General features: G+C 63.4%; 20 protein-coding genes and 1 riboswitch. Of the genes, 14 read left to right on the plus strand and 6 right to left on the minus strand.

Annotated elements, in window-relative coordinates:
* Nucleotides 1–11: 11 nt before the first annotated feature.
* Together ASD02_RS15115 and ASD02_RS15120 are read left to right on the plus strand one after the other, a co-directional pair.
* Nucleotides 12–1,469, plus strand: coding sequence for a cobyric acid synthase (locus tag ASD02_RS15115; protein WP_025427379.1), 1,458 nt, complete (start codon nt 12–14; stop codon nt 1,467–1,469).
* Nucleotides 1,470–1,593: 124 nt separating this feature from the next.
* Entirely contained in the window at nt 1,594–2,217 is a 624-nt protein-coding gene (locus ASD02_RS15120) for a class I SAM-dependent methyltransferase (RefSeq protein WP_025427378.1), read from the plus strand.
* Between the two features lie 25 nt (nt 2,218–2,242).
* Here the strand turns inward: ASD02_RS15120 and ASD02_RS15125 are convergent, their stop codons facing one another.
* Entirely contained in the window at nt 2,243–4,471 is a 2,229-nt protein-coding gene (locus tag ASD02_RS15125; protein ID WP_057220805.1) for an adenylate/guanylate cyclase domain-containing protein, read from the minus strand.
* A 309-nt stretch (nt 4,472–4,780) separates the two neighbouring features.
* Nucleotides 4,781–5,187, plus strand: a riboswitch (cobalamin riboswitch).
* Between the two features lie 137 nt (nt 5,188–5,324).
* Here ASD02_RS15125 and cobU point away from each other — a divergent pair.
* The 5 genes from cobU (at nt 5,325) to ASD02_RS15150 (ending at nt 11,957) form a co-directional block, all read left to right on the plus strand.
* Complete coding sequence (gene cobU / locus ASD02_RS15130) at nt 5,325–5,849, plus strand: bifunctional adenosylcobinamide kinase/adenosylcobinamide-phosphate guanylyltransferase (protein WP_025427376.1); 525 nt, start codon at nt 5,325–5,327, stop codon at nt 5,847–5,849.
* Between the two features lie 3 nt (nt 5,850–5,852).
* The gene (gene cobW / locus ASD02_RS15135) at nt 5,853–6,917 is read left to right on the plus strand and encodes a cobalamin biosynthesis protein CobW (RefSeq protein WP_025427375.1); all 1,065 of its coding nucleotides are present in this window, start codon (nt 5,853–5,855) and stop codon (nt 6,915–6,917) included.
* 71 nt (nt 6,918–6,988) lie between these two features.
* The gene (gene cobN, locus ASD02_RS15140) at nt 6,989–10,765 is read left to right on the plus strand and encodes a cobaltochelatase subunit CobN (RefSeq protein ID WP_057220806.1); all 3,777 of its coding nucleotides are present in this window, start codon (nt 6,989–6,991) and stop codon (nt 10,763–10,765) included.
* Between the two features lie 122 nt (nt 10,766–10,887).
* Nucleotides 10,888–11,532: a cob(I)yrinic acid a,c-diamide adenosyltransferase gene (gene cobO, locus ASD02_RS15145; protein WP_025427373.1), complete on the plus strand. Its 645-nt coding sequence runs from the start codon at nt 10,888–10,890 to the stop codon at nt 11,530–11,532.
* Nucleotides 11,532–11,957 carry an EamA family transporter gene (locus tag ASD02_RS15150; RefSeq protein ID WP_057220807.1) on the plus strand — a complete coding sequence of 142 codons (426 nt, stop codon included), beginning with the start codon at nt 11,532–11,534 and terminating at the stop codon, nt 11,955–11,957. Before cobO ends, ASD02_RS15150 begins: the two co-directional genes overlap by 1 nt.
* 55 nt (nt 11,958–12,012) lie before the next feature.
* On the opposite strand, the gene ASD02_RS39775 is transcribed toward ASD02_RS15150, so the two are convergent.
* The 4 genes from ASD02_RS39775 to ASD02_RS15165 all read right to left on the minus strand — a co-directional run bounded on the left by ASD02_RS39775 (nt 12,013) and on the right by ASD02_RS15165 (nt 14,420).
* Nucleotides 12,013–12,270 (minus strand): isoprenylcysteine carboxylmethyltransferase family protein, encoded by a 258-nt coding sequence (locus ASD02_RS39775; protein WP_347376828.1) that lies wholly within the window; start codon nt 12,268–12,270, stop codon nt 12,013–12,015.
* A gap of 3 nt (nt 12,271–12,273) precedes the next feature.
* Nucleotides 12,274–12,606 carry a hypothetical protein gene (locus tag ASD02_RS39780; RefSeq protein ID WP_244494223.1) on the minus strand — a complete coding sequence of 111 codons (333 nt, stop codon included), beginning with the start codon at nt 12,604–12,606 and terminating at the stop codon, nt 12,274–12,276.
* 286 nt (nt 12,607–12,892) lie between these two features.
* Nucleotides 12,893–13,087, minus strand: a complete 195-nt coding sequence (locus ASD02_RS15160) for a hypothetical protein (RefSeq protein WP_025427370.1) — start codon at nt 13,085–13,087, stop codon at nt 12,893–12,895.
* Between the two features lie 547 nt (nt 13,088–13,634).
* A complete protein-coding gene (locus tag ASD02_RS15165; RefSeq protein ID WP_025427369.1) occupies nt 13,635–14,420 on the minus strand; it encodes a TSUP family transporter in 786 nt (261 codons plus the stop codon).
* A gap of 456 nt (nt 14,421–14,876) precedes the next feature.
* Between ASD02_RS15165 and ASD02_RS15170 the strand changes: the two genes are divergently transcribed.
* The 6 genes from ASD02_RS15170 to ASD02_RS15195 all read left to right on the plus strand — a co-directional run bounded on the left by ASD02_RS15170 (nt 14,877) and on the right by ASD02_RS15195 (nt 20,291).
* The gene (locus ASD02_RS15170; RefSeq protein ID WP_025427368.1) at nt 14,877–15,335 is read left to right on the plus strand and encodes a cobalamin biosynthesis protein; all 459 of its coding nucleotides are present in this window, start codon (nt 14,877–14,879) and stop codon (nt 15,333–15,335) included.
* A gap of 136 nt (nt 15,336–15,471) precedes the next feature.
* The gene (gene cobA / locus ASD02_RS15175) at nt 15,472–16,314 is read left to right on the plus strand and encodes a uroporphyrinogen-III C-methyltransferase (RefSeq protein ID WP_025427367.1); all 843 of its coding nucleotides are present in this window, start codon (nt 15,472–15,474) and stop codon (nt 16,312–16,314) included.
* The gene (locus ASD02_RS15180; RefSeq protein WP_025427366.1) at nt 16,311–17,612 is read left to right on the plus strand and encodes a cobyrinate a,c-diamide synthase; all 1,302 of its coding nucleotides are present in this window, start codon (nt 16,311–16,313) and stop codon (nt 17,610–17,612) included. The genes cobA and ASD02_RS15180 overlap by 4 nt, the downstream gene beginning before the upstream one ends.
* Complete coding sequence (gene cobD, locus ASD02_RS15185; RefSeq protein WP_025427365.1) at nt 17,609–18,646, plus strand: threonine-phosphate decarboxylase CobD; 1,038 nt, start codon at nt 17,609–17,611, stop codon at nt 18,644–18,646. The genes ASD02_RS15180 and cobD overlap by 4 nt, the downstream gene beginning before the upstream one ends.
* Entirely contained in the window at nt 18,647–19,621 is a 975-nt protein-coding gene (gene cbiB, locus ASD02_RS15190; RefSeq protein WP_025427364.1) for an adenosylcobinamide-phosphate synthase CbiB, read from the plus strand.
* A gap of 241 nt (nt 19,622–19,862) precedes the next feature.
* Nucleotides 19,863–20,291, plus strand: a complete 429-nt coding sequence (locus ASD02_RS15195) for a L,D-transpeptidase (RefSeq protein ID WP_025427363.1) — start codon at nt 19,863–19,865, stop codon at nt 20,289–20,291.
* 141 nt (nt 20,292–20,432) lie between these two features.
* Here the strand turns inward: ASD02_RS15195 and ASD02_RS15200 are convergent, their stop codons facing one another.
* Complete coding sequence (locus ASD02_RS15200) at nt 20,433–21,170, minus strand: Crp/Fnr family transcriptional regulator (RefSeq protein WP_051509171.1); 738 nt, start codon at nt 21,168–21,170, stop codon at nt 20,433–20,435.
* Nucleotides 21,171–21,385: 215 nt separating this feature from the next.
* On the opposite strand from ASD02_RS15200, the gene hemN reads away from it, so the two are divergent.
* A complete protein-coding gene (gene hemN / locus ASD02_RS15205; protein WP_025427361.1) occupies nt 21,386–22,735 on the plus strand; it encodes an oxygen-independent coproporphyrinogen III oxidase in 1,350 nt (449 codons plus the stop codon).
* Nucleotides 22,736–22,824 lie beyond the last annotated feature (89 nt).

Genomic DNA, 22,824 nt, shown 5'->3' on the forward strand with positions numbered 1-22,824 from the left:
CCGGTGGCCGCATGACACGCAAGATCATGCTTCAGGGAACCGGCTCGGATGTCGGAAAATCGGTATTGGTGGCAGGCCTCTGCCGGCTCGCCTCCAATCACGGGTTGAAGGTCAGGCCGTTCAAGCCGCAGAACATGTCGAACAACGCCGCCGTGTCGCATGACGGCGGCGAAATCGGCCGGGCGCAATGGCTGCAGGCGCTAGCCGCCCGCGTGCCGTCTTCGGTGCACATGAACCCGGTGCTCTTGAAGCCGCAGTCGGATGTCGGCAGCCAGATCGTCGTGCAGGGCAAGGTCGCAGGCCAGGCGAAGGGGCGGGAATATCAGGCACTGAAGCCGAAGCTGCTCGGGGCGGTGATGGAAAGCTTCGAGCAGATTTCGGCCGGTGCCGATCTCGTGGTCGTCGAGGGGGCGGGGTCACCTGCCGAAATCAACTTGAGAGCAGGCGACATCGCCAATATGGGTTTTGCGACCCGCGCCGATGTCCCCGTTGTGCTCGTTGGCGACATCGATCGCGGCGGCGTCATCGCCTCGTTGGTCGGCACCCATGCGATCCTGCCCGACGAGGACCGGCGCATGGTGACGGGCTATTTGATCAACAAGTTCCGTGGGGACGTCACGCTGTTCGACGACGGCATCGCCGCGGTCGGCCGCTACACCGGCTGGCCCTGTTTCGGCGTAGTGCCGTGGCTGAAGGCGGCCGGGCGGCTGCCGGCAGAGGATTCGGTCGTGCTCGAAAAGCTGGCCCGCGGCGAGGGGCGGGCGCTCAAGGTTGCCGTTCCGGTGTTGTCGAGAATTGCCAATTTCGACGACCTCGATCCGCTCGCCGCCGAGCCGGAGGTCGATCTCGTCTTCGTCAAACCGGGCAGCCCGATCCCCGCCGATGCCGCTCTCGTCGTCATCCCTGGGTCGAAATCGACCATCGGCGATCTCAAGGATTTCAGGGCGCAGGGTTGGGATGAGGACCTCAAGCGCCATGTGCGGCGCGGTGGCCGGGTGATCGGCATCTGCGGCGGCTACCAGATGCTGGGCGCGCGCGTCACCGACCCTCTCGGCATCGAGGGCAACGAGCGGGAAATCAAGGGACTTGGGCTGCTCGACGTCGAAACGGAAATGGCGCCGGAAAAGACCCTGCGCAACAGCCGTGCCTGGTCGCTGGAACACGACGTGCCGCTCGAAGGCTATGAAATCCATCTCGGCCGCACCACGGGTCCTGACTGCGACCGCCCTTCGATCCGCATCGACGATCGCGCCGATGGCGCCCTTTCGGCCGACGGACGGGTGATGGGAACCTACCTGCATGGGTTGTTTTCCAGCGATGCCTACCGTGCTGCCCTGCTCAAAAGCTTCGGCATCGAAGGCGGCATCGGCAACTACCGCCAGTCGGTCGATGCGGCGCTCGATGACGTCGCCGCGGAGCTCGAGGCGGTGCTTGACCCGACGTGGCTCCATCAACTGCTCGGCAATTGAGGCCCGCCCGCAGCATTTGCAGCACGCGCGCGGGGCGTTAAGATGCGTCGCGGACTGCGTGCCGCAGGCGCCGACACATGCAGACTTCTGACCACGGGATGACCGGCGCAACAGGCGGTTTGCAATGAGTGACGACGAGCGGCGTGCGCATTGGGATGCTGCCTATGCCTCCAAGGACGAGGCGGGCGTCAGCTGGTTCGAAGGCACGCCCGAGGTGTCGCTGCGGCTCATTCACGAGTACGGGCGGGGCTTGCCGGCATCGCTGATCGATATCGGCGGCGGTGCGTCTAGATTGGTCGATCGGCTGCTGGAGGAGGGCGGATGGTCGGTCGCGGTGCTTGACCTGTCTCCAACCGCGCTTGGCGCCGCACGAGCCCGGCTCGGCGCGCGCGGCGAAGCGGTAGAGTGGATCGCCGCCGACGTGACCGACTGGTCGCCTTCGCGGCAATACGATATCTGGCACGACCGCGCCGCGTTTCACTTCCTGACCGGTGCGGCAGAGCGCGCGGCCTATGTCGAACGTCTTTGTGCTGCCGTGAAGCCTTCCGGACACGCCATCATCGCCACCTTTGCGCCGGATGGGCCGAACCGCTGCAGCGGTTTGCCGGTGATGCGCTACGACCCGGCGGCGCTTGCCGAAGTAATCGGGCCGTCCTTCCGGCTGGTCGAAGCGATCAGGCACCAGCATAAGACGCCATGGAATTCAGTGCAGGCTTTTCAGTTCAGCGCGCTGCAGCGGGTACGGTAGCGGTAGCATGGGCGAGCGCAAGGGGCTAGCGGACCTGCGAGAACGTCAACGCCCTGTCGCCGTGGTACCATATGAATTCGTTTTCCTTGCCGCTAAGTCCTCCGGGATTTCGCAGCACCATTCCGCAGAGGTTCGTTGTCTTGAGCCACAGGAAGCAAACCTCGTCCCTGTCAAACTTGACCTCGACATCGGTCATGCGACCAGCGCCGATGGAAGCCCAGCCTCCTGTCAGAGTGGCCACGCCCCCGGTTGAAATGACAGCCTCATGTTCCTCGCCCGAGTCCAGCATGCGTCCATGCAGCCGATGCCCCAGGAATAGTGAGCGGGCTTCGTCGGCTTCCAGTCTGTTCCTGCCTACGAAGTCGGCGTTCATCAAGGTCTCAGGCACGCCGGCCAGGCGCAGTCCCCGGTAGAAGAGCTCGCTATCCGCCAGCTTTGCCAGATCCATGGGCGGGCTGGTCGAGATGGTGGCGGCAGTGCCACCGCGTGCGAGGCGAAGCGCGTTGAAACGAGTGATCGCTGCCTGCGCTTCCGTGTTCCGGCCGAGGTGCGCGTAAGCGGAGGCGAGAAGAAGGAAAGAACCGTCATCCTGAGGATTGAGTTCGATGCTGCGCTTCACCGCAGCCACCGACGCCTCGAAATCCTCCAGGCTGAACTGCGTCAGTCCAAGAACGTAAATGAAGAAGGACGGAGAGTGCGGATCGAGGCGCATGGCCGTACGGATATAGGGCAGGGCCTCCGCTGGGCGGCCGGCGGAGGTCAGCACGAAGGCCGTCAGCGCGTAGCTCCAGGAATCGCCGGGTTCGAGCGCGATCGCTTCCTTGAGTTCGGCGAGCGCATCGGCATGCTGCCAGGCCGCTTCGGACAGGAGAGCGGCCGCCTGATAGGCGAGCGCTGTTTTGTGTTTCTGCGCGGTCCTTAGAAATTGTAGCGCCTTGGCTCTAGCTTCGATCCGCGAGATATCAAGCCGATAATGCCAACGCCACAGGTAGACGCGCGCGTAGACCATGGCGGCGGCGGCATAGGCTCGTCCATAGGCAGGATCGAGCGCAATCGCCTGCTCGAAAAAAGGCACTGCCTTTGCAAAATCTTCGGGGGTCGTGCGCCGGTGATGCTCCCAGCCGCGCAGGAACGCATCGAAGGCCGCCGGGACCGTCGTTTCCTTGCGTCCGAAGGCCATCTGCTCGTCAGGATTCAACCGAAGCGCAAGCGCGTCGGCAATGCCGCGCATCACTTCGTCCTGCAGCGCAAAGACATCGGAAAGTGAACCGTCGAACTTGCCGGCCCAAACGTGGCCGCCGCTGAGAGAATCTATGAGCTGAGCATTGATCCGTAGCTGTTCTCCGGCACGCTGCACACTGCCTTCGAGGACGTATCGGACACCGAGTTCCTTGGACACCTGCCTGGGTGTCACCGCCCTGCCCTTGTAGGTGAAGGTCGAGTTACGCGCGATAACGAACAAGCCGGATACCTGAGCCAGCTCGGTGACAAGGCCATCGGTCATGCCATCGGCGAAATACTCCTGCCTGGGATCGTCGCTCACGTTGGCAAACGGAAGCACCGCGATCGACGGCTTGTCCGGCGCGGTCAGGTTCGGTGGTTGTATCTGGACCGTTTCCACAGGCGACTCCCAGGGCCGCCACCAGGCCACGCCGGCAGCAGCGCCGAGCACGACAGCAGACGTAACGAGTGCCGCCCAGCGCTTCGCGTGGCGCCCAGCGACCTTTACGCTGCCGGGGCGGGCTTCGTTCAGCCCCAGCCGGTAAGTCCGCACCGGCTTTTCGATATGCTTCAGGCGTTGTTCGCCGAGAAAGACGAAGCCGACATCGAGGTGCTTCTCGACCTGGTCGTAGGCGGTGCCGGAGATGATGATCCCACCCGGTTCGGCGAGGCTCTGCAGGCGCTCGGCAATGATCACTCCATCGCCGTGAATGTCGTCGCCTTCAACGATGACGTCGCCAAGATTGATGCCGATGCGGAATTCCAGTCGACCCTGATCGGAGCCGCGGCTTTCGGATTTCGCGCGCTGAACCTCCACCGCACAACGGACCGCCTCGACGACACTCTGGAACTCGACCAATAACCCGTCGCCCATGGTCTTGATCAACCGCCCGCGATGTGCGGCAATCCTTTGTTCGAACAGGCCGTGCAGATCGGCCTGAAAGCGGGCACACGTACCCTCTTCGTCGGCTTGGGTGAGCAGTCCATAGCCGGAAACGTCGGCAATCATCACGGCGGTGAGCCTGCGTTCCATCTGCCTTCCGGATAATCGAAACGACTTTCGGCTACTCTATCGCAATATCTGACGTTGCTAAAATAAAGTTCAGTTGCCGTGGAGCGTCCGCTCCGACGTCGACTACAGCGCCGCGCGTCTTACTGGACGCGCAAAGGTCGCTGTAACACTTTGAATTGCTGCATGTTTTTATCCTTAGGTCGAATACCATCTAAGGATAAAAACATGCAGGAGTGGCCTTTGCGGCCTGCTGCCGGCAAATTGTCGCGCGCCGCATCTCGACGGGTGGCGTGTCGCACGCGTCGATTGACTTTGCGGCGCCCGCTTCCTAATCATCTGACGTTGGATGGTTTCCCCGGATCGTGGCGATGCGGGGGAATAATTGGGAATGTGACGGATGGACCCAAATCGGGCATCCTTATCGCAGCCGACCCCGCGACTGTAGAACGGTCAGGGTTCGCCATCGGGCTGATAGCCGGCTTCCTTTCGATTGCATGGGGCAATCGAAGGCGGTTTGGAATTCAGCCGGAAAAGCCACTGGCGTGGCTTCGTGATCAGCCGGGTTGGACGCCTCTTCTTCTACGAATCGTCCGCCTTTCACGAAACCAGAAAACGCCGGGAAGGTGAGGCGGGCCGTTCGGGCCCAAGCATCGGTCTTCGCGTGATCACGCGGGGCGCGATGTGGTGGGCTCGTGACGCCGTGAGCCAGGAGACCTGCCGTCCGACAGGGGCATTCCGCCCGAAGGGAAGCCCGCTTCCCACGCCATCACGGAGGTTGTCTTGGCTCATCGATCGTTTCCCGAACGCGCCGTCGGCGCGGTGAAATCCTGTTGCCGCTCGAATTCGCGACCAAGCGCGTGAGGCTGCAACGCACATGAGCATTTCCCATGCCGGGCCGGTTCTGGTCCTCGGCGGTGCCCGTTCCGGCAAATCCAGCTTTTCCGAAAGGCTCGTCGAAGCCTCCGGGCTCGGCATGCACTATGTCGCGACCGGCCGTGCCTGGGACGACGAGATGCGCGAGCGCATCGACCATCACCGGGCAAGGCGCGGCGAAGGCTGGACGACGCATGAAGAGCCGCTCGACCTCGTTTCGCTGCTGACGCGCATCGATGACGAGAACCGCGTGGTGCTCGTCGACTGCCTGACGCTGTGGGTCACCAACCTGATGATGGAAGGGCGCGACATGGCGGCAGAGTTCGCGGCCCTTGCCGCTTTCCTGCCGGAGGCGCGGGCGCGCCTCATCCTTGTTTCCAACGAAGTCGGCCTCGGCATCGTGCCCGAGAACCGCATGGTCCGCGATTTCCGCGACCATGCCGGCCGGCTTCACCAGATCGTTGCGGAGAAATCCGCGGAAGTTTACTTTGTCGCGGCCGGATTGCCGCTGAAAATGAAGGGTTGATCCATGACCACTGCCAGAGCCAACCAGGGCAAGATCCCGGCGACCGTCATCACCGGCTTCCTCGGTGCCGGCAAGACGACGATGATCCGCAATCTGCTGCAGAACGCCGATGGCAAGCGCATTGCGCTCATCATCAACGAGTTCGGCGATCTCGGCGTCGACGGCGACGTGCTGAAGGGCTGCGGCGCAGAAGCCTGCTCGGAAGACGATATCATTGAGCTTACCAATGGCTGCATCTGCTGCACGGTTGCCGATGATTTCATCCCGACCATGACCAAGCTGCTCGAGCGCGAAAATCGTCCTGACCATATCATCATTGAAACCTCGGGCCTCGCTTTGCCGCAGCCGCTGATCGCCGCCTTCAACTGGCCTGATATCCGCAGCGAAGTCACCGTCGATGGCGTCGTCACCGTGGTCGACAGTGCCGCCGTTGCCGCCGGCCGTTTTGCCGACGACCATGACAAGGTCGATGCGTTGCGTGTCGAGGACGACAATCTCGACCACGAAAGCCCGATCGAGGAACTGTTCGAGGACCAGTTGACCGCCGCCGACCTGATCGTGCTCAACAAGACCGATCTGATCGACGCCTCCGGCCTCAAGGCCGTGCGCGACGAGGTCGCTTCGCGCACTAACCGCAAGCCAACAATGATCGAGGCGAAGAACGGCGAAGTTGCCGCTGCCATCCTGCTCGGCCTCGGCGTCGGCACGGAAAGCGATATCGCCAACCGCAAGTCTCACCACGAGATGGAACATGAGGCCGGCGAGGAGCACTCTCATGACGAGTTCGACAGCTTCGTCGTCGAGCTCGGCGCGATTGCCGATCCGGCAGGTTTCATCGATCGCCTCAAGGGCGTGATATCAGAGCATGACGTGCTGCGCCTCAAGGGCTTTGCCGACGTGCCCGGCAAGCCGATGCGCCTGCTGATCCAGGCCGTTGGCGCCCGCATCGACCAGTATTACGACCGTGCCTGGGCGGCTGGCGAGAAGCGCGGTACGCGCCTCGTCGTCATCGGCCTGCACGACATGGACGAAGCTGCGGTGCGCGCCGCCATCACCGCACTCGCCTAACTCCTTGAAGCAACGCAATTCCAGGAAAGCCATTTCACGCTTTTCCTGGAATTGCTCGAACGGACAGAAACATGCATCTGCTTCTCGCCCAGAAAGGAACGATCGCCGACGGCAACGAGGCGATCGACCTGGGGCAAACGCCGGCCGACGTGCTTTTCCTGTCGGCCGCCGACACCGAGCTTTCGTCGATCGCGGCGGCCCATGGCCGGCGCGACGGGGAGCTGAGCCTGCGCATCGCCAGCCTGATGAACCTGATGCACCCGATGTCGGTCGACACCTATGTCGAGCGCACGGCAAGGCATGCAAAACTCATCGTGGTCAGGCCGCTCGGTGGCGCCAGCTATTTCCGTTATGTGCTGGAAGCATTGCATGCCGCCGCCGTCACCCACCGCTTCCAGATCGCGGTGCTGCCCGGCGACGACAAGCCCGATCCCGGCCTCGAGCCGTTTTCGACCGTTGAGGCCGACGACCGCCAGCGCCTCTGGGCCTATTTCACCGAGGGCGGCGCTGACAATGCCGGCCTGTTCCTCGACTACGCCGAGGCGTTGATCTCAGACGCGGAAAAGCCGCAGCCGGCAAAACCGCTGCTCAAGGCCGGCATCTGGTGGCCGGGCGCGGGCGTCATCGGCGTCAGCGAATGGAAGGCACGTGTCCAAGAGCGGATGGTCGCGGGGGAGGGATTCGAACCCCCGACAGTCGGGATCTGCTTTTATCGCGCCCTGGTCCAGAGCGGCGAGACCCGGCCGGTCGAAGCGCTGATCGAGGCGCTTGCCGCCGAAGGCATGCGCGTGTTGCCGCTGTTTGTCTCCAGCCTCAAGGATGCCGTTTCGGTCGGCACGCTGCAATCGATTTTTTCCGAGGCGGCACCCGACGTGGTGATGAACGCCACCGGCTTTGCCGTTTCCTCGCCCGGTGCCGACAGGCAGCCGACCGTGTTGGAATCAACCGGCGCGCCGGTGCTGCAGGTGATCTTCTCCGGATCGTCGCGCGCGCAATGGCAGGCCTCGCCGCAGGGGCTGATGGCGCGCGATCTCGCCATGAACGTTGCCTTGCCGGAGGTCGATGGCCGCATTCTGGCGCGCGCCGTCTCCTTCAAGGCGGCCTCGATCTACGATCCCAAGGTCGAAGCCAACATCGTCGGGCACGAACCGCTTTCCGACCGGGTCCGCTTTGCCGCCAGGCTTGCGGTCAATTGGGCAAAACTGCGCCGCGCCCGTCCGGCCGAACGGCGGATCGCCATCATCATGGCCAATTACCCCAATCGCGATGGCCGACTCGGCAATGGCGTCGGGCTCGATACGCCGGCGGGCACGGTTGAAGTGCTGCGCGCCATGGCGAGCGAAGGTTATCCCGTCGCCGGCGTGCCTGAGGATGGCGATGCACTGATCGGCTACCTGATGGCTGGGCCGACCAACGCGGCGAGCCGCGATCGCGAGATCCGCGAAGTTCTTTCGTTCAGCGATTACAATACGTTCTTCGATTCGCTTCCGAAACAGATTCAGGATGAGGTCAGCGACCGCTGGGGTGCGCCGGAAACCGACCCGTTCTTCCTCGATGGCGCCTTCGCGCTGCCGCTTGCCCGCTTCGGCGAGATTGTCGTCGGCATCCAGCCGGCGCGCGGCTACAACATCGATCCGAAGGAAAGCTACCATTCGCCGGATCTGGTGCCGCCGCACGGATATCTCGCCTTCTACGCTTTCCTGCGCAACCAGTTCGGCGCGCAGGCCATTGTGCATATGGGCAAGCACGGCAATCTGGAATGGCTGCCCGGCAAGGCCTTAGCGCTGTCGGAGACCTGTTATCCCGAGGCGATCTTTGGGCCGCTACCGCATGTCTACCCCTTCATCGTCAACGATCCCGGCGAGGGCACGCAAGCCAAGCGCCGCACCAGCGCCGTCATCATCGACCATTTGACGCCGCCGCTGACGAGGGCGGAATCCTATGGGCCGCTGAAGGATCTCGAAGCGCTGGTCGACGAATATTACGACGCGGCCGGCGGCGATCCGCGCCGGCTCAGGCTGCTCAGCCGGCAGATCCTCGACCTCGTGCGTGACATCGGCCTCGACCACGATGCCCGTATCGACAAGGGCGACAGCGACGACAAGGCGCTGGAGAAGCTCGACGCCTATCTCTGCGACCTCAAGGAAATGCAGATCCGCGATGGCCTGCACATTTTTGGCGTTGCACCGGAGGGGCGGTTGCTGACCGACCTGACCGTGGCGCTGGCGCGGGTGCCGCGCAGCCTTGGCGAAGGCGCCGACCAGAGCCTGCAGCGGGCGATGGCCGCGGATGCCGGGCTCGGCTTCGATCCGCTCGATTGCGTGATGTCCGATCCCTGGGAAGGCGCACGGCCGGACATGCTTTCCTCCATTTCCGATGCACCGTGGCGGACGGCCGGCGATACTGTCGAGCGCATCGAGCTGCTGGCGGCGGCGTTCGTTTCTGGCGAGACGCTCGCGCCCGAGGACTGGCCTGCCACCCGCACCGTGCTTGGCGAGATCGAGGCGCGACTGAAGCCATCGATCATCAACTCCGGCGCTGCCGAGATGGCCGGCTTTCTCACCGGCCTTGATGGCCGCTTCGTGGCGCCGGGGCCTTCCGGCGCGCCGACCCGCGGCCGTCCCGACGTGCTGCCGACCGGCCGCAATTTCTACTCCGTCGACAGCCGCTCGGTGCCGACGCCGGCGGCCTTTGAACTTGGCAAGAAATCCGCCGAACTGCTGATCCGCCGCTATCTGCAGGATCACGGCGAATGGCCGTCCTCATTCGGCCTGACGGCCTGGGGCACGGCGAACATGCGCACCGGCGGTGACGACATCGCCCAGGCCCTGGCGCTGATCGGCACCAAGCCCACCTGGGACATGGTCTCGCGCCGGGTGATGGGCTATGAAATCGTGCCTCTGGCGATGCTTGGCCGCCCGCGCGTCGACGTGACGCTGCGGATATCAGGCTTCTTCCGCGATGCCTTCCCGGACCAGATCGCGCTGTTCGACAAGGCGATCCGTGCCGTCGGGGCGCTTGAGGAAGACGATGCCGACAATATGATCGCCGCGCGCATGCGCGCCGAGACGCAGCGGCTGGAGGCGTCGGGCGTCGAGCCGGCGGAAGCCGCGCGCCGCGCCTCCTACCGCGTCTTCGGTGCCAAGCCCGGAGCCTACGGCGCCGGCCTGCAGGCGCTGATCGACGAGAAGGGCTGGGACAGCAAAGCCGATCTCGCCGATGCCTATCTCACCTGGGGCGCCTATGCCTATGGCGCCGGCGAGGAGGGCAAGGCGGGACGGGAGCTCTTCGAGGAGCGGCTGCGCACGATCGAAGCGGTGGTCCAGAACCAGGACAACCGCGAACACGACCTGCTCGACAGCGACGACTACTACCAGTTCGAAGGCGGCATGAGCCTTGCCGCCGAGCACCTGAGCGGCGCCCGGCCGGCGATTTACCACAATGACCACTCCCGGCCGGAAAAGCCGGTCATCCGCTCGCTGGAGGAAGAGATCGGCCGTGTGGTGCGCGCGCGCGTCGTCAACCCCAAGTGGATCGATGGCGTCATGCGCCACGGCTACAAGGGCGCCTTCGAGATCGCCGCGACGGTCGACTACATGTTTGCCTTTGCCGCAACCACGGGTGCCGTGCGCGACCATCATTTCGAGGCTGCCTACCAGGCTTTCATCGTCGACGAGCGGGTGTCAGGCTTCCTGCGCGACAAGAACCCGGCGGCACTCGCCGAGCTCTCGGAGCGGTTGCTGGAGGCGATCGACCGTAATCTCTGGATCCCGCGCTCCAACTCGGCACGCTTTGAACTGAGCGGCCGCACAACGGCTGCGGTGCGGCTTCGCGCCGGAAACGAATAGAGCAGCTCCGGGGAAAGCTTGAAACGGTTTTCCGTCCGGAGTTGCGCAATTGCAAAGAGTGAGATCGCGGGCGGTACTACGTCCGCATCCCACGATAGATTCATATGATTGAGGAGAACGTCATGAGCGAAGAAGTGGTGAGCACGGGTGAAGGTGTCGCCGAAAAGGACGATGCCCGCCATGCGATGAAGATGGCGAAGAAGAAGACCGCACGCGAAAAGATCATGGCGACGAAGACCGACGAGAAGGGTCTGATCATTGTCAACACCGGCAAGGGCAAGGGCAAGTCGACCGCCGGCTTCGGCATGATCTTCCGCCATATCGCCCATGGCATGCCCTGCGCAGTCGTGCAGTTCATCAAGGGCGCCTGGGAAACCGGAGAGCGCGACCTGATCGAGAAGCATTTCGGCGATGTCTGCCAGTTCTATACGCTCGGCGAGGGTTTTACCTGGGAAACGCAGGACCGCGCCCGCGACGTGGCGATGGCGGAAAAGGCCTGGGAGAAGGCCAAGGAACTGATCCGCGACGAGCGCAACTCGATGGTGCTGCTCGACGAAATCAACATCGCGCTGCGCTACGACTATATCGACGTGGCCGAAGTCGTGCGCTTCCTGAAGGAAGAAAAGCCGCACATGACCCATGTGGTCCTGACCGGCCGCAACGCCAAGGAAGACCTGATCGAAGCCGCCGATCTGGTGACCGAGATGGAATTGATCAAGCATCCGTTCCGCTCCGGCATCAAGGCGCAGAAGGGCGTCGAGTTCTGATGAGCCAGAGCTGGCAGTTCTGGGCTCTGCTTTCGGCTGCCTTTGCGGCGCTCACGGCAGTGTTTGCCAAGGTCGGGGTTGCCCAGATCAACTCCGACTTCGCCACGCTGATCCGCACCGTCGTCATCCTCCTCGTGTTGGCCGGCATCGTCGCGGCAACGGGGCAATGGCAGAAGCCTTCGGAAATCCCGGGGCGGACATGGCTGTTTCTGGCACTTTCCGGCCTTGCCACCGGCGCCTCCTGGCTTGCCTATTTCCGCGCCCTGAAGCTCGGCGATGCGGCGCGGGTGGCGCCGATCGACAAGCAGTCGATCGTCATGGTCGCCATCTTCGGCGTGCTGTTCCTCGGCGAAAAGCTCAACCTGATGAACTGGCTCGGTGTCGTTTTCATTGCCGCCGGCGCGCTGCTGCTGGCGGTGTTTTGAGGTCGGGTGCGGGTCCAGCCGCCGCAGGTTCCATTGGCGCGCAATCCGCGTGATTTCAGATCCACCGCCGGACGCGCTTGCAATAGGCGCCATCCGCCTCGCCAAAAGCGCGGGAGAGGTACGTTTCCTCCATGCGGATCTGATAGGAGATCGATATCCAGGCTGAGAGAGTGAGCGCCACCGAGGCGACGTTCGGCACGGCCAGCACGGTGCCGGTCAGCGCCGTGACCATGCCGACATAAATCGGGTTGCGGGAAAACGCGTAGAGGCCGGAGGTGACCAGCGGCGCGTCCTGCTCCTCCGGTATGCCGATCTTCTACGAGTGGCGCATCGCCCATTGCGACAGCATCGTCAACCCGCCGCCGAGCGTCATGAGCACGAGGCCAACGGCGTGAAGGAGCGGCTTGTCGAGCATCGGGATCCGGCCGAGCGTGGCGCCGACCGCATCGGGAAAGGCGGCGATCGCCAGGAGATGAACCACCAGCGCCGCCACGATCATCCGAAAGAGCTTGCCGGCAAAACCTTCCGCGTCGTTGCCATAGGTCAGCACAACGGGCGAGCGGCCAGACTGCACGCGGCGCAGGATCGCCAGCGCCAGGGTGAACAGGCCGACGACAAGCATCAGGATGGCGGGCAGGGTGGTAAACATTGGAACCTCAAGGCGAGCGAAGGACAGCACGACGCTTCGCGGGCAGGCGGCCCCATGCGGCCCCTGACTGGCGAAGCATGAGTGGCACTCTGAAATCTCTAGCGACTAGAGGCTCAAGGTGCGGCCTTGCTCGACTTTCGTCTTGGTTACGGGAATTTCACCGGCGAGCCGACGGTGAGAGGTGACACCCGCGGGGGCCTTGGGGAGGACGTCACCGCTTCCCGCCATAGCCGCATATTGCCAAAATTCAGGGCGGCCGCAGCCGCCCTTTTTGCATTAGGCTGGATCAGCGAAAGGTCCTGCCGTTCGAGTACTTGTCGGACGATGTCGTGGTTTGGCCCGAGCGGTTTTTGCCCCATGCCAGTTCAACTTGGCCTGCAGTTTTGACAGTGGGCTTCTTCTCGGTTGGCGTCGACGGCACAGCAGCAATAGCGGAAGTCGCAAACGCGAGTGATGCCACTGCGGCGATAATAATTTTCATTGTAATCTCCTAAGTTCGAACCTCCCGCCAAGGAGTGCGGGAGACTTGGCCTTCTGTAACGGGCCTTGAGTCAATCCCTTGTGAGCTTAATCCCTCGCCGAGTGCTTGCTTCTGTTCGCAGTCGACGCTGGGCCGCTGCTCTATGGGGTCTGCTGAGGACCGGCTGGCCAATCTAGGGGCGCGCAGTCACCTGAGTGCTGCGCCCAAGTCTGCGGCCTAACCCATCCATCGTCCCGGCGAAGGGACCTCGCTCGGGGGGGCTGATGGCAGTGCCCACCCGAAACCTGTGTTGTTGTCTCCTTCCGGCTCAAGCGGCCATGGCTGGCGTCACCTTGTGGGGAATGAAGTTGGTTCTGTCCATGAGCATGTGGTGCAACACCACCGCCAGCTTGCGGGCCAGTGCGACACGCGCCTTTCTGGGACCCGCACGTCAGGCGACCGCCAACGCCCAGCTCTTCAGATCCGAGCCTTTGACCGGTCGCGTGAGGATGACGTTGGCCGCCTGCGCTCGGCAGCACAGGCAAACAGCGCGTAGGTGGGTCCCGCCTCAGAGCCCCAGCCAGATGCGCAGCGGATGTGTCGGGTCGGCCAGCAACCGGGCGGCCAGCGCGATCGAGACGACGACGAGCAGCGGCTTGATGATCTTGGCGCCTTTGGCCATGGCATAGCGCGAGCCGACCTGGGCGCCGAGGAACTGGGCGACGCCCATCATCAGGCCGATCTTCCACAGGATGGCGCCGAAGAACAGGAAGACGGCGAAGGCGCCGACATTCGAGCCGAAGTTCAGGAATTTCGTATGTGCCGTCGCCTTCAAGACGCCGAATCCGGCAAGCGTGACGAAGCCGAGCATGAAGAACGAGCCGGTGCCGGGACCGAAGACGCCGTCGTAGAAGCCGATCAGCGGCACGAGCGTCAGCGTGAACACGAACGGCGTGATGCGGCGGTGCTGGTCGACGTCGCCCATGTTCGGCTTGAGGCCGAAATAGAGCGCGATGGCAATCAGCAGGAAGGGTAGGATCGCCTTCAGAACGTCGCCGGGAACGACGGTCGCGAGCAGCGCGCCCAACACGGAGCCCGCCGCCGACATCAGCGCCATCGGCAATTGCTCTTTCAGGTTCACGTGACCGCGCCGGGCATAGGAAAGGGTTGCCGAGCCCGAGCCGAACAGCCCCTGCAGCTTGTTGGTGCCCAGCGTCTGGAGCGGCGGGATGCCGGCAATCAGCATGGCGGGAATGGTAATCATGCCGCCACCGCCGGCGATCGAATCGATGAAGCCGGCAATGAAGGCGGCAACGAACAGGAACACGAGCAGGTGGAAAGCGAGATCTTGCACGGGAGAGACTCGAGGAGGGAGGAGTATGCAGGCCTTTCTCGCCTTGTGTCAGAGGCCGCGGCGAAATGCAAAGCCTTCTGTCGTGGTGCATCTGCGATGCTCGTCGCAAGATGAGAATTCTCTCAAGAAATCAGTGCCTTATTCTGAGACTATGGGTACTCGGATGGGCGTTTGCTGTCTTCCGTCGATTGCCGGTTCTGGCGGTATGCGCGCGCCGAAGGCGAGTGGTGGGTTTCGTCAAACGCGACATGGCGATGGCGCAATCCGGTTTGACCCGTGCGGTTGCCTCCGGTAAAAATGACGGATGTGCGACGGCGTCCGCTTCTGGCGGACTGAAAGAGCGTCCGATGCGGCCGACCCAGGCAGGGGGCTGGAATCGGTGCTGTCCAGACCGACCCGGGATTTGAGCCGGGCGGCGCTTCGTGTGGATTGCCGCGAAGGGGGCCGAGGTCGACCATGAAATCATCCAGCATAGCGCGGCGACCGCCGGGACCACTCGTCCTCGGTCTTGGCTGCGAGCGCGGCACGCCGATTGATGAAGTGATTGCGCTTGCCGAAAAGGCGTTGGCGCAGGCCGGCGCTGACAAAGCCGATATCGGCTTCGTCGCCTCGCTCGACGCGAGGCGCGGCGAGCCGGCGATCCACGCTGCCGCCGAGCACTTTGCCGTGGCCGCACGCTTCTTCGATGCGGCGACGCTTGAAGCCGAAGCGCCCCGGCTGCAAAATCCCTCGGCGATTGTCTTTGCCCATACCGGCTGCCACGGTGTTGCCGAGGGCGCCGCTCTTGTCGGCGCCGGCTCGGCAAGCGTGTTGCTGGTTGCCAAGCTCACGTCTTCACATGCAACGGCAGCGATTGCCGGGCCTGCCGATCACCGTCTGGCAATCATGCCGGCAACCCTGGCGGCCGCATCATGAGCTATTTCTCGGATCGCGTTTTGGTAAAGATATGCAAGATATTTCAAATAACTATGCGGAATTCCTGTGAATCTGAATCCGCTCGGTGCCAAGGCAGTTCAGCGGTAGGCTTTAAGCGCGTGGCGGGAGAAACGGCATGAACGACACGATTTTTTCCGGCCTGCCTGCGCTTGAGCCCGGTACCGTCTGGCTCGTCGGCGCTGGCCCGGGCGACCCCGGCCTGCTGACGCTTCATGCCGCCAATGCGCTGCGGCAGGCGGATGTCATCGTTCACGACGCGCTGGTCAACGAGGACTGCCTGAAGCTCGCCCGGCCGGGCGCCGTGCTGGAGTTTGCCGGCAAGCGCGGTGGCAAGCCTTCGCCGAAACAGCGCGATATTTCTCTCCGGCTCGTCGAGCTGGCGCGCGCCGGCCAGCGCGTCCTGCGTCTCAAGGGCGGCGATCCCTTCGTCTTCGGGCGGGGTGGCGAGGAGGCGCTGACGCTGGTCGAAAACCGCATCCCGTTTCGCATCGTGCCGGGCATTACTGCCGGGATTGGTGGGCTTGCCTATGCCGGCATTCCCGTCACCCACCGCGAGGTCAACCACGCCGTCACGTTCCTGACCGGTCACGACTCCTCCGGCCTAGTGCCGGACCGCATCAATTGGCAAGGCATTGCCTCGGGCTCGCCCGTGATCGTGATGTACATGGCGATGAAACATATCGGCGCCATCGCCGCCAATCTCATTGGTGCCGGGCGCTCGCCGGAAGAGCCGGTGGCCTTCGTCTGCAATGCGGCAACGCCGGAGCAGACGGTGCTCGAAACGACGCTGGCGCGCGCCGAAGCCGATGTTATCGCTTCCGGTCTGGAGCCGCCGGCGATCGTCGTCGTCGGCGAGGTCGTGCGCCTGCGGGCGTCGCTCGACTGGATCGGGGCGCTTGATGGGCGGCAGCTTGTGGCCGATCCTCTTGCAAGCCGCGGGCTCAGGGATCCCGCATGAGCGGATTGCTGATCGCCGCGCCCTGTTCGGGCTCCGGCAAGACCACGGTGACACTCGGGCTGATGCGCGCCATGCGACGGCGCGGCATGGCGATCGCGCCGGGAAAGGCAGGTCCTGATTATATCGACCCGGCATTTCATACCGCGGCGAGCGGCGAGCCCTGCCTCAACTATGACCCTTGGGCCATGCGCCCCGCGCTTCTCGCGACAAATGCGGCCTACGCCGCCGATGGGCGCACGCTCGTCGTCGAGGCGATGATGGGCCTGCATGACGGTGCCGCCGACGGCAGCGGTGCGCCGGCCGATCTTGCCGCGGCACTCGATCTCGCCGTCATCCTGGTGGTCGATTGTGCCCGCATGTCGCATTCGGTGGCGGCACTGGTGCGCGGTTATGCCGATCACCGCAAAGATATCCGCGTTGCCGGCGTCATTCTCAACAAGGTCGGCAGCGATCGGCATGAGATGATGCTGCGCGATGCGCTGACGCGCGTGGCCATGCCTGTCTTCGGCGTGCTGCGGCAGGATGGTGCCCTGAAGCTGCCCGAGCGGCACCTCGGCCTGGTGCAGGCAGGAGAACACGGCACGCTTGAAACTTTCATCGACTATGCGGCGGACCGGGTCGAGGCGACCTGCGATCTCGACGCGATCCGCGCTGCGTCAGCACTTTCACCGGAAGAGCGGGTGATGGCCGAGGTCACCCGGTTCAAACCGCTCGGCCAGCATATCGCCGTGGCACGGGATGTGGCCTTCGCCTTCTGCTACGAACACCTGCTCTTCGGCTGGCGCCGCGCCGGGGCGGAAATCTCCTTCTTTTCGCCACTTGCCGACGAAGGCCCGGACGTGGCGGCCGATGCGGTCTATCTGCCGGGCGGCTATCCCGAGCTTCATGCTGGACGCCTGCAGGCGGCGGCAGCCTTCCGATCCGGTATCGGGACGGCGGCCAGGCGTGGCGCGCGGATCTTCGGCGAGTGCGGCGGCTACATGGTGCTGGGCGAGGGGCTTGTCGCGGCCGACGGTGCGCGCTACGAAATGCTCGGCCTGCTGCCGCTCACCACAAGTTTTGCCGAGCGCAGGCGGCACCTCGGCTACCGCCGCGTCGTGCCCCTCGACAACACATTCTTCGATGGACCCATGACGGCGCACGAATTCCACTATGCGACCATCGTCTCGGAAGGGGCAGCCGATCGGCTGTTTTCCGTCAGCGATGCCGCCAGCGTAGATCTGGGGCAGGCGGGTTTGAAGCGCGATAATGTCGCCGGCTCGTTCATGCATCTCATCGATATTGCGGGCAGGCCATGAGCGCGCCGATCGTGCATGGCGGCGGCGTCACCGAAGCCGCTGCCCGTTTCGGCGGCCGCTTCGAGGACTGGCTTGACCTGTCGACCGGCATCAATCCGCGCCCGGTCGAATTGCCGCCGGTGCCGCAGCAGGCCTGGCACCGGCTGCCCGACAAACTGACGATCGATGGCGCGCGCGCTGCCGCCGCCAGCTACTACCGAACCGATGGTATCCAGCCCTTGCCGGTTCCCGGCACCCAGTCGGTGATCCAGCTGTTGCCGCGGCTGGTTCCTACCGGTCGCCGCGTCGCGGTCTTCGGCCCGACCTATGGCGAATACGCACGCGTGCTGGCCGCGGCAGGCTTTGCCGTCGATCGGGTGGAGCGTGCCGAGGATCTTGGCGTCGACCACGGCCTTGCAGTTGTGGTCAACCCCAACAACCCGACCGGCCGCGCCTTCCAGCCGGCAGGAATCCTGGCGATGGCGGCGACGATGGCGGCGAATGGCGGCGTGCTGGTCGTCGACGAGGCCTTCGGCGATCTGGAGCCGGACTTCAGTGTCGCCGGCCAAGTCGGCGCCCACGACAATCTCATCGTCTTCCGCTCCTTCGGGAAATTCTTCGGTCTGGCTGGCCTGCGCCTGGGCTTCGTCGTGGCAGCCGATACCGTGCTCGATGCATTTCGTGAGTGGCTCGGCCCCTGGGCAGTGTCCGGGCCGGCGCTGGTTATCTCCAAGGCATTGATGTCCGGCGATACGCAAGCGATCGCCGCGGGCATTCTTGAGCGTCGCGCCGGGCTCGATGCGGTTCTTGATGAGGCCGGTCTCAAGCGCATCGGTGGAACCGGGCTGTTCGTGCTGGTGGAACATGCCGATGCCCATGCCTTGCACCGTCATCTCTGCGAGGCGCAGATCCTGACGCGCAAATTCGACTACGATTCTCGCTGGCTCAGGATCGGGCTTGCGCCCGATGCGGAAGGTGACCGGCGACTGGCGGACGCCCTGCGCCGTGGGGACGCGTTGCGCCCTGGGGACGCGTTGCGCCCAGGGGAGTGCTGAGTGTCGAGCGAGATTCTTCTCATCCTTGTGGCTGCCCTGCTGCTTGATCGTGTCGTCGGTGATCCGGACTGGCTCTGGTCACGCCTGCCGCATCCCGTGGTGTTTTTCGGCAAGGCGATCGCGGTTTTTGATGGGGCGCTGAACAGGCATGAGAGCCTCGGTGCCGGCGCCCTGAAAATACGCGGTATCCTGACGATCGGCGTGCTGCTGCTTGCCAGCGTGCTTGCCGGCAGCATCCTGCACCGCTTGTTCTCGGTGATGGCCCCCATCGGCTACCTGCTCGAGGCTGTCGTCGTTGCGGTGTTCCTGGCGCAGAAGAGCCTTGGCGATCATGTCCGGCGCGTTGCCGAAGGCTTGCGGTTGGGGGGGCTGGAAGGCGGCCGAAACGCCGTGTCGATGATCGTCGGGCGCGACCCGAAGACGCTCGATGCGCCCGCCGTCTGCCGCGCCGCGATCGAAAGCCTTGCCGAGAACTTTTCCGATGGGGTGGTGGCGCCTGCCTTCTGGTATGCGGTTGCCGGTCTTCCCGGGCTGCTCGCCTACAAGATGCTGAACACCGCCGATTCGATGATCGGCCACAAATCGCCGAAATACCTCAATTTCGGCTGGGCCTCCGCCCGGCTCGACGATGTCGCCAACCTGCCGGCAGCGAGACTATCCGTCCTGTTGATCGCTGCCGGCGCCTGGCTGCATCGTGGGCGCCCCGCGGCGGCCGATGCGATCGGAGTGGCGTTTCGCGATCACGGCCTGCACCGCTCCCCCAACTCAGGTTGGCCGGAAGCGGCGATGGCCGGCGCGCTGGACCTGCAGCTAGCGGGTCCGCGCGTCTATGGCGGGGTCATGGTCAGCGAACCGATGATCAATGGGCCTGGCCGCGCCGTTGCCGAAAGCGAAGACATCGACGCCGGTATCGCTGTATTCTATGGTGCTTGTTCGGCAATGACCTTGGCTGTTCTTCTGATCGCCATGATTTGATCGGTTTCTACCGCGTATCCACGGCAAGTTGATCTTGGCATTAAGACTTTTCTTTCCATATGTATTAAACTTGCAACATTACGGGCCGGTTATTCTCTGCGGACGTTTGGTTCCACTGATTGCGGCCTTGCGGGTCAAATATGACGCGCAAAGGATGCTGCAACGCGCCTGAAGCCTGCTGCGGGATTTTCTCCGCTGATCGGAGGCATGCAGTCGAGGTTTCACACGCGGGGAGTGAAGCATGCGACACACATCCCTGATTGTGGTGATTGCCGTTCTGATGCAGTTTTCCGTTCAGCCGCTGAACGCCGCCAATCTCGTTGCCAAGATCAGCCTCTCCTCCCAGACGATGGTGGTAAAGCAGAACGGCGTCGTGATGTATCGCTGGAAGGTTTCCACCGCGCGCAAGGGCTATGTCACGCCGAAGGGGAGCTGGAAGGCCAAGTGGCTTTCGCGCAATCATCGCTCGAAAAAATATGATGATGCGCCAATGCCTTACGCCGTGTTCTTCAACGGTGGCTATGCTGTTCACGCGACCTATGATGTCAAGCGCCTGGGCCGCCCTGCCTCACACGGATGCGTGCGGTTGCATCCCAACAATGCCGCGGAGTTCTTCGCGCTTGCCCGTGAACACGGGCTGAAAAACACGCGCATCGTCATCACGCGTTAAAAGCATTTCCAGGAAAAGTGCGGAGCGGTTTTCCGTCGGAGAATGCATAAAACAGAGAGATAGAGCATTTCCCGGAGAAGTGCGCAGCGGTTTTCCGCGACTTCTTTAAAGCGGAAACGCGCTGAACCTTGGACGGCGGACTCAGTCGATGCCGGCCACCTGCATCAACCGGTCCATGCTTGGCACGGTGACGTGACGGCTGTTTTCGATGTGGATGACATTGTCCTTGCGCAGCTTGGTCACCTGCCGGCTGACGGTCTCGATCGTCAGGCCGAGATAGTCGGCGATATCGGCGCGCGACAGTGGCAGATCGAATGCTGTTGCCGTGCCGTTTTCCGGATCGATGTGAGTGGCGATGATATAGAGAAAGCTCGCCACCTTTTCCTGCGCGGTCTTGCGGCCGAGCGTCAGCATCCAGTCGCGCGCTTCGTCCAGTTCCTTCAGCGCCTGTTCGTGCAGGCGGTGTTCAAGGCCCGGCGCATCGGCAACGAGCCGCTCGATGACATTGCGCGGGAACGAACAGATGTCGGTGTCGATCGCCGCTTCGGCGGTCAGCGCGCTTTCACGCGTGAACGGCCGGCCCATGAAATCGGGAGCGAACTGCAGGCCGACGATCTGCTGGCGTCCGTCGGAGAGAACCTTGCTCAGCTTGACGACGCCGCTGATGATGTTGGCGTAGCTGTCAGTCATTTCGCCCTGGCCGACGACCTCGCGACCGGGTTCGACACGCCTGCGGGTCGAATGCCGGCTGAGGTCGAGAAGCTGGTCAGCAGTCAGCGTGCCGCAGACGCCGCCGTGGCGCGCCTCGCAGGCAGCACAGACGGCTGGAATGTCCGAATTGTGGATATCCTTGCGGCGATGTTCGGTCACGATCTGCAAATCTTTCTTCCCTGCATCGGGTTTGTTCGAGGGACCAAAGAGGATGCGGGCGGTTAAATCAAGAGTTGACAGGTGCTAATTCCGGAAGCGCGAAACAATGTCTCATGTTGAATTGAGCATTGTCAATTTTAACGTGTTAATTCGACGGCTTGATCAAAATCAACGGCGTGCTTTCCCATCCGTCCTATGCGTTTGCCATCTTGACGGAGAGACCGATGGACGACGCTCTGATCCTGAAATATGCGAGCCCCGTGCCGCGCTATACCAGTTACCCCACCGCGCCGCATTTTTCGGAGGCGGTCGGTCAGGCTGAGTACCAGTCCTGGCTAGAGGCCATCGGGCCGGGTGAGGCGCTGTCGCTTTACGCCCATGTGCCCTATTGCGACCGGCTGTGCTGGTTCTGTGCCTGTCACACCAAGCAGACGTTACGCTACGAGCCGGTGGCGAGCTACCTGAACGGACTGCACCGCGAAATCGCCACGATCGGCGGGCGGGTGAACCGCCAAGCGAAGGTCACGGCGCTGCATCTGGGCGGCGGATCGCCGACACTGGTCAGGCCGGACGATCTGATCGCGCTCAAGCGCGCCTTCAGCAGTCACTTCGAATTTTCCAGCGATTGCGAAATCAGCATCGAGATGGACCCGAACGACCTCGACGCGGCGCGCCACGACGCGCTGGCAGCGATCGGCATGACGCGGGCGAGCTTCGGCGTCCAGGATTTCGACCCCGTGGTACAGAAGGCGATCAACCGCATCCAGACCTATGAGCAGACGCGTGATGCGATCGAGGCTTCGCGAGCCCGCGGCGTGGGTTCGGTCAATTGCGACGTGCTTTACGGCTTGCCCTACCAGAGCCTGTCGTCGCTGGAGGCAACGATCGACGCCGTCGTGTCGCTGGCGCCGGATCGCGTCGCGCTCTTCGGCTATGCCCATGTGCCGTGGATGAAGAAGCACCAGTCGATGATATCAGACGAGAGCCTGCCAGGTATCGTCGAACGTTTTGCCCAGATGAGCCGGGCGGCCGACATGCTTGTTGCCGCCGGCTACGAGGCGATCGGCATCGACCATTTCGCCAGGCCCGGCGACAGTCTGGCCGTTGCCAACCGGGAAGGGCGCCTGCGCCGGAATTTCCAGGGCTATACATGTGACAGCGCCGAAACCCTGATCGGTCTTGGCGCCTCGGCGATCGGCCAGTTCCGTCAAGGTTATGTGCAGAATATGCCGGCAACCGGCGAATATCTGCGCCAGGTGGAGAACGCAGGCCTGGCCGCGGTGCGCGGCTACATGCTGACGCCTGATGATCGCCTGCGGGCGCGGGTGATCGCATCCATCATGTGCGATTTCGCCTTCTCGTTCTCGCGAATCAAGGCGGAGTTTCCTGAACTCGCCGGAGCGGTCGTCGAGGAGGCAAAGCTCTGGCGCGCAAGGGATGTGGACGGGCTGACGACGATCGAGGACGGCGTCTTCAGCCTTACCGAACGCGGCCGGCCGTTTGCCCGGTCGGTGGCGGCCATTTTCGACACTCATCTTCAGTCAGGACGGGGGCGCCATTCGGTCGCCGTTTAGCAACACCGCATTTCAAATCGCAGAGGTTGCCATCAAGGCCATTGGCTTTTGCGGCGCATTTACCTATAGGATCGCCGAGACTCGGAATA

Origin of the sequence: Ensifer sp. Root1252 (assembly GCF_001425885.1) — a bacterium.
Lineage (GTDB): Bacteria > Pseudomonadota > Alphaproteobacteria > Rhizobiales > Rhizobiaceae > Ensifer > Ensifer canadensis.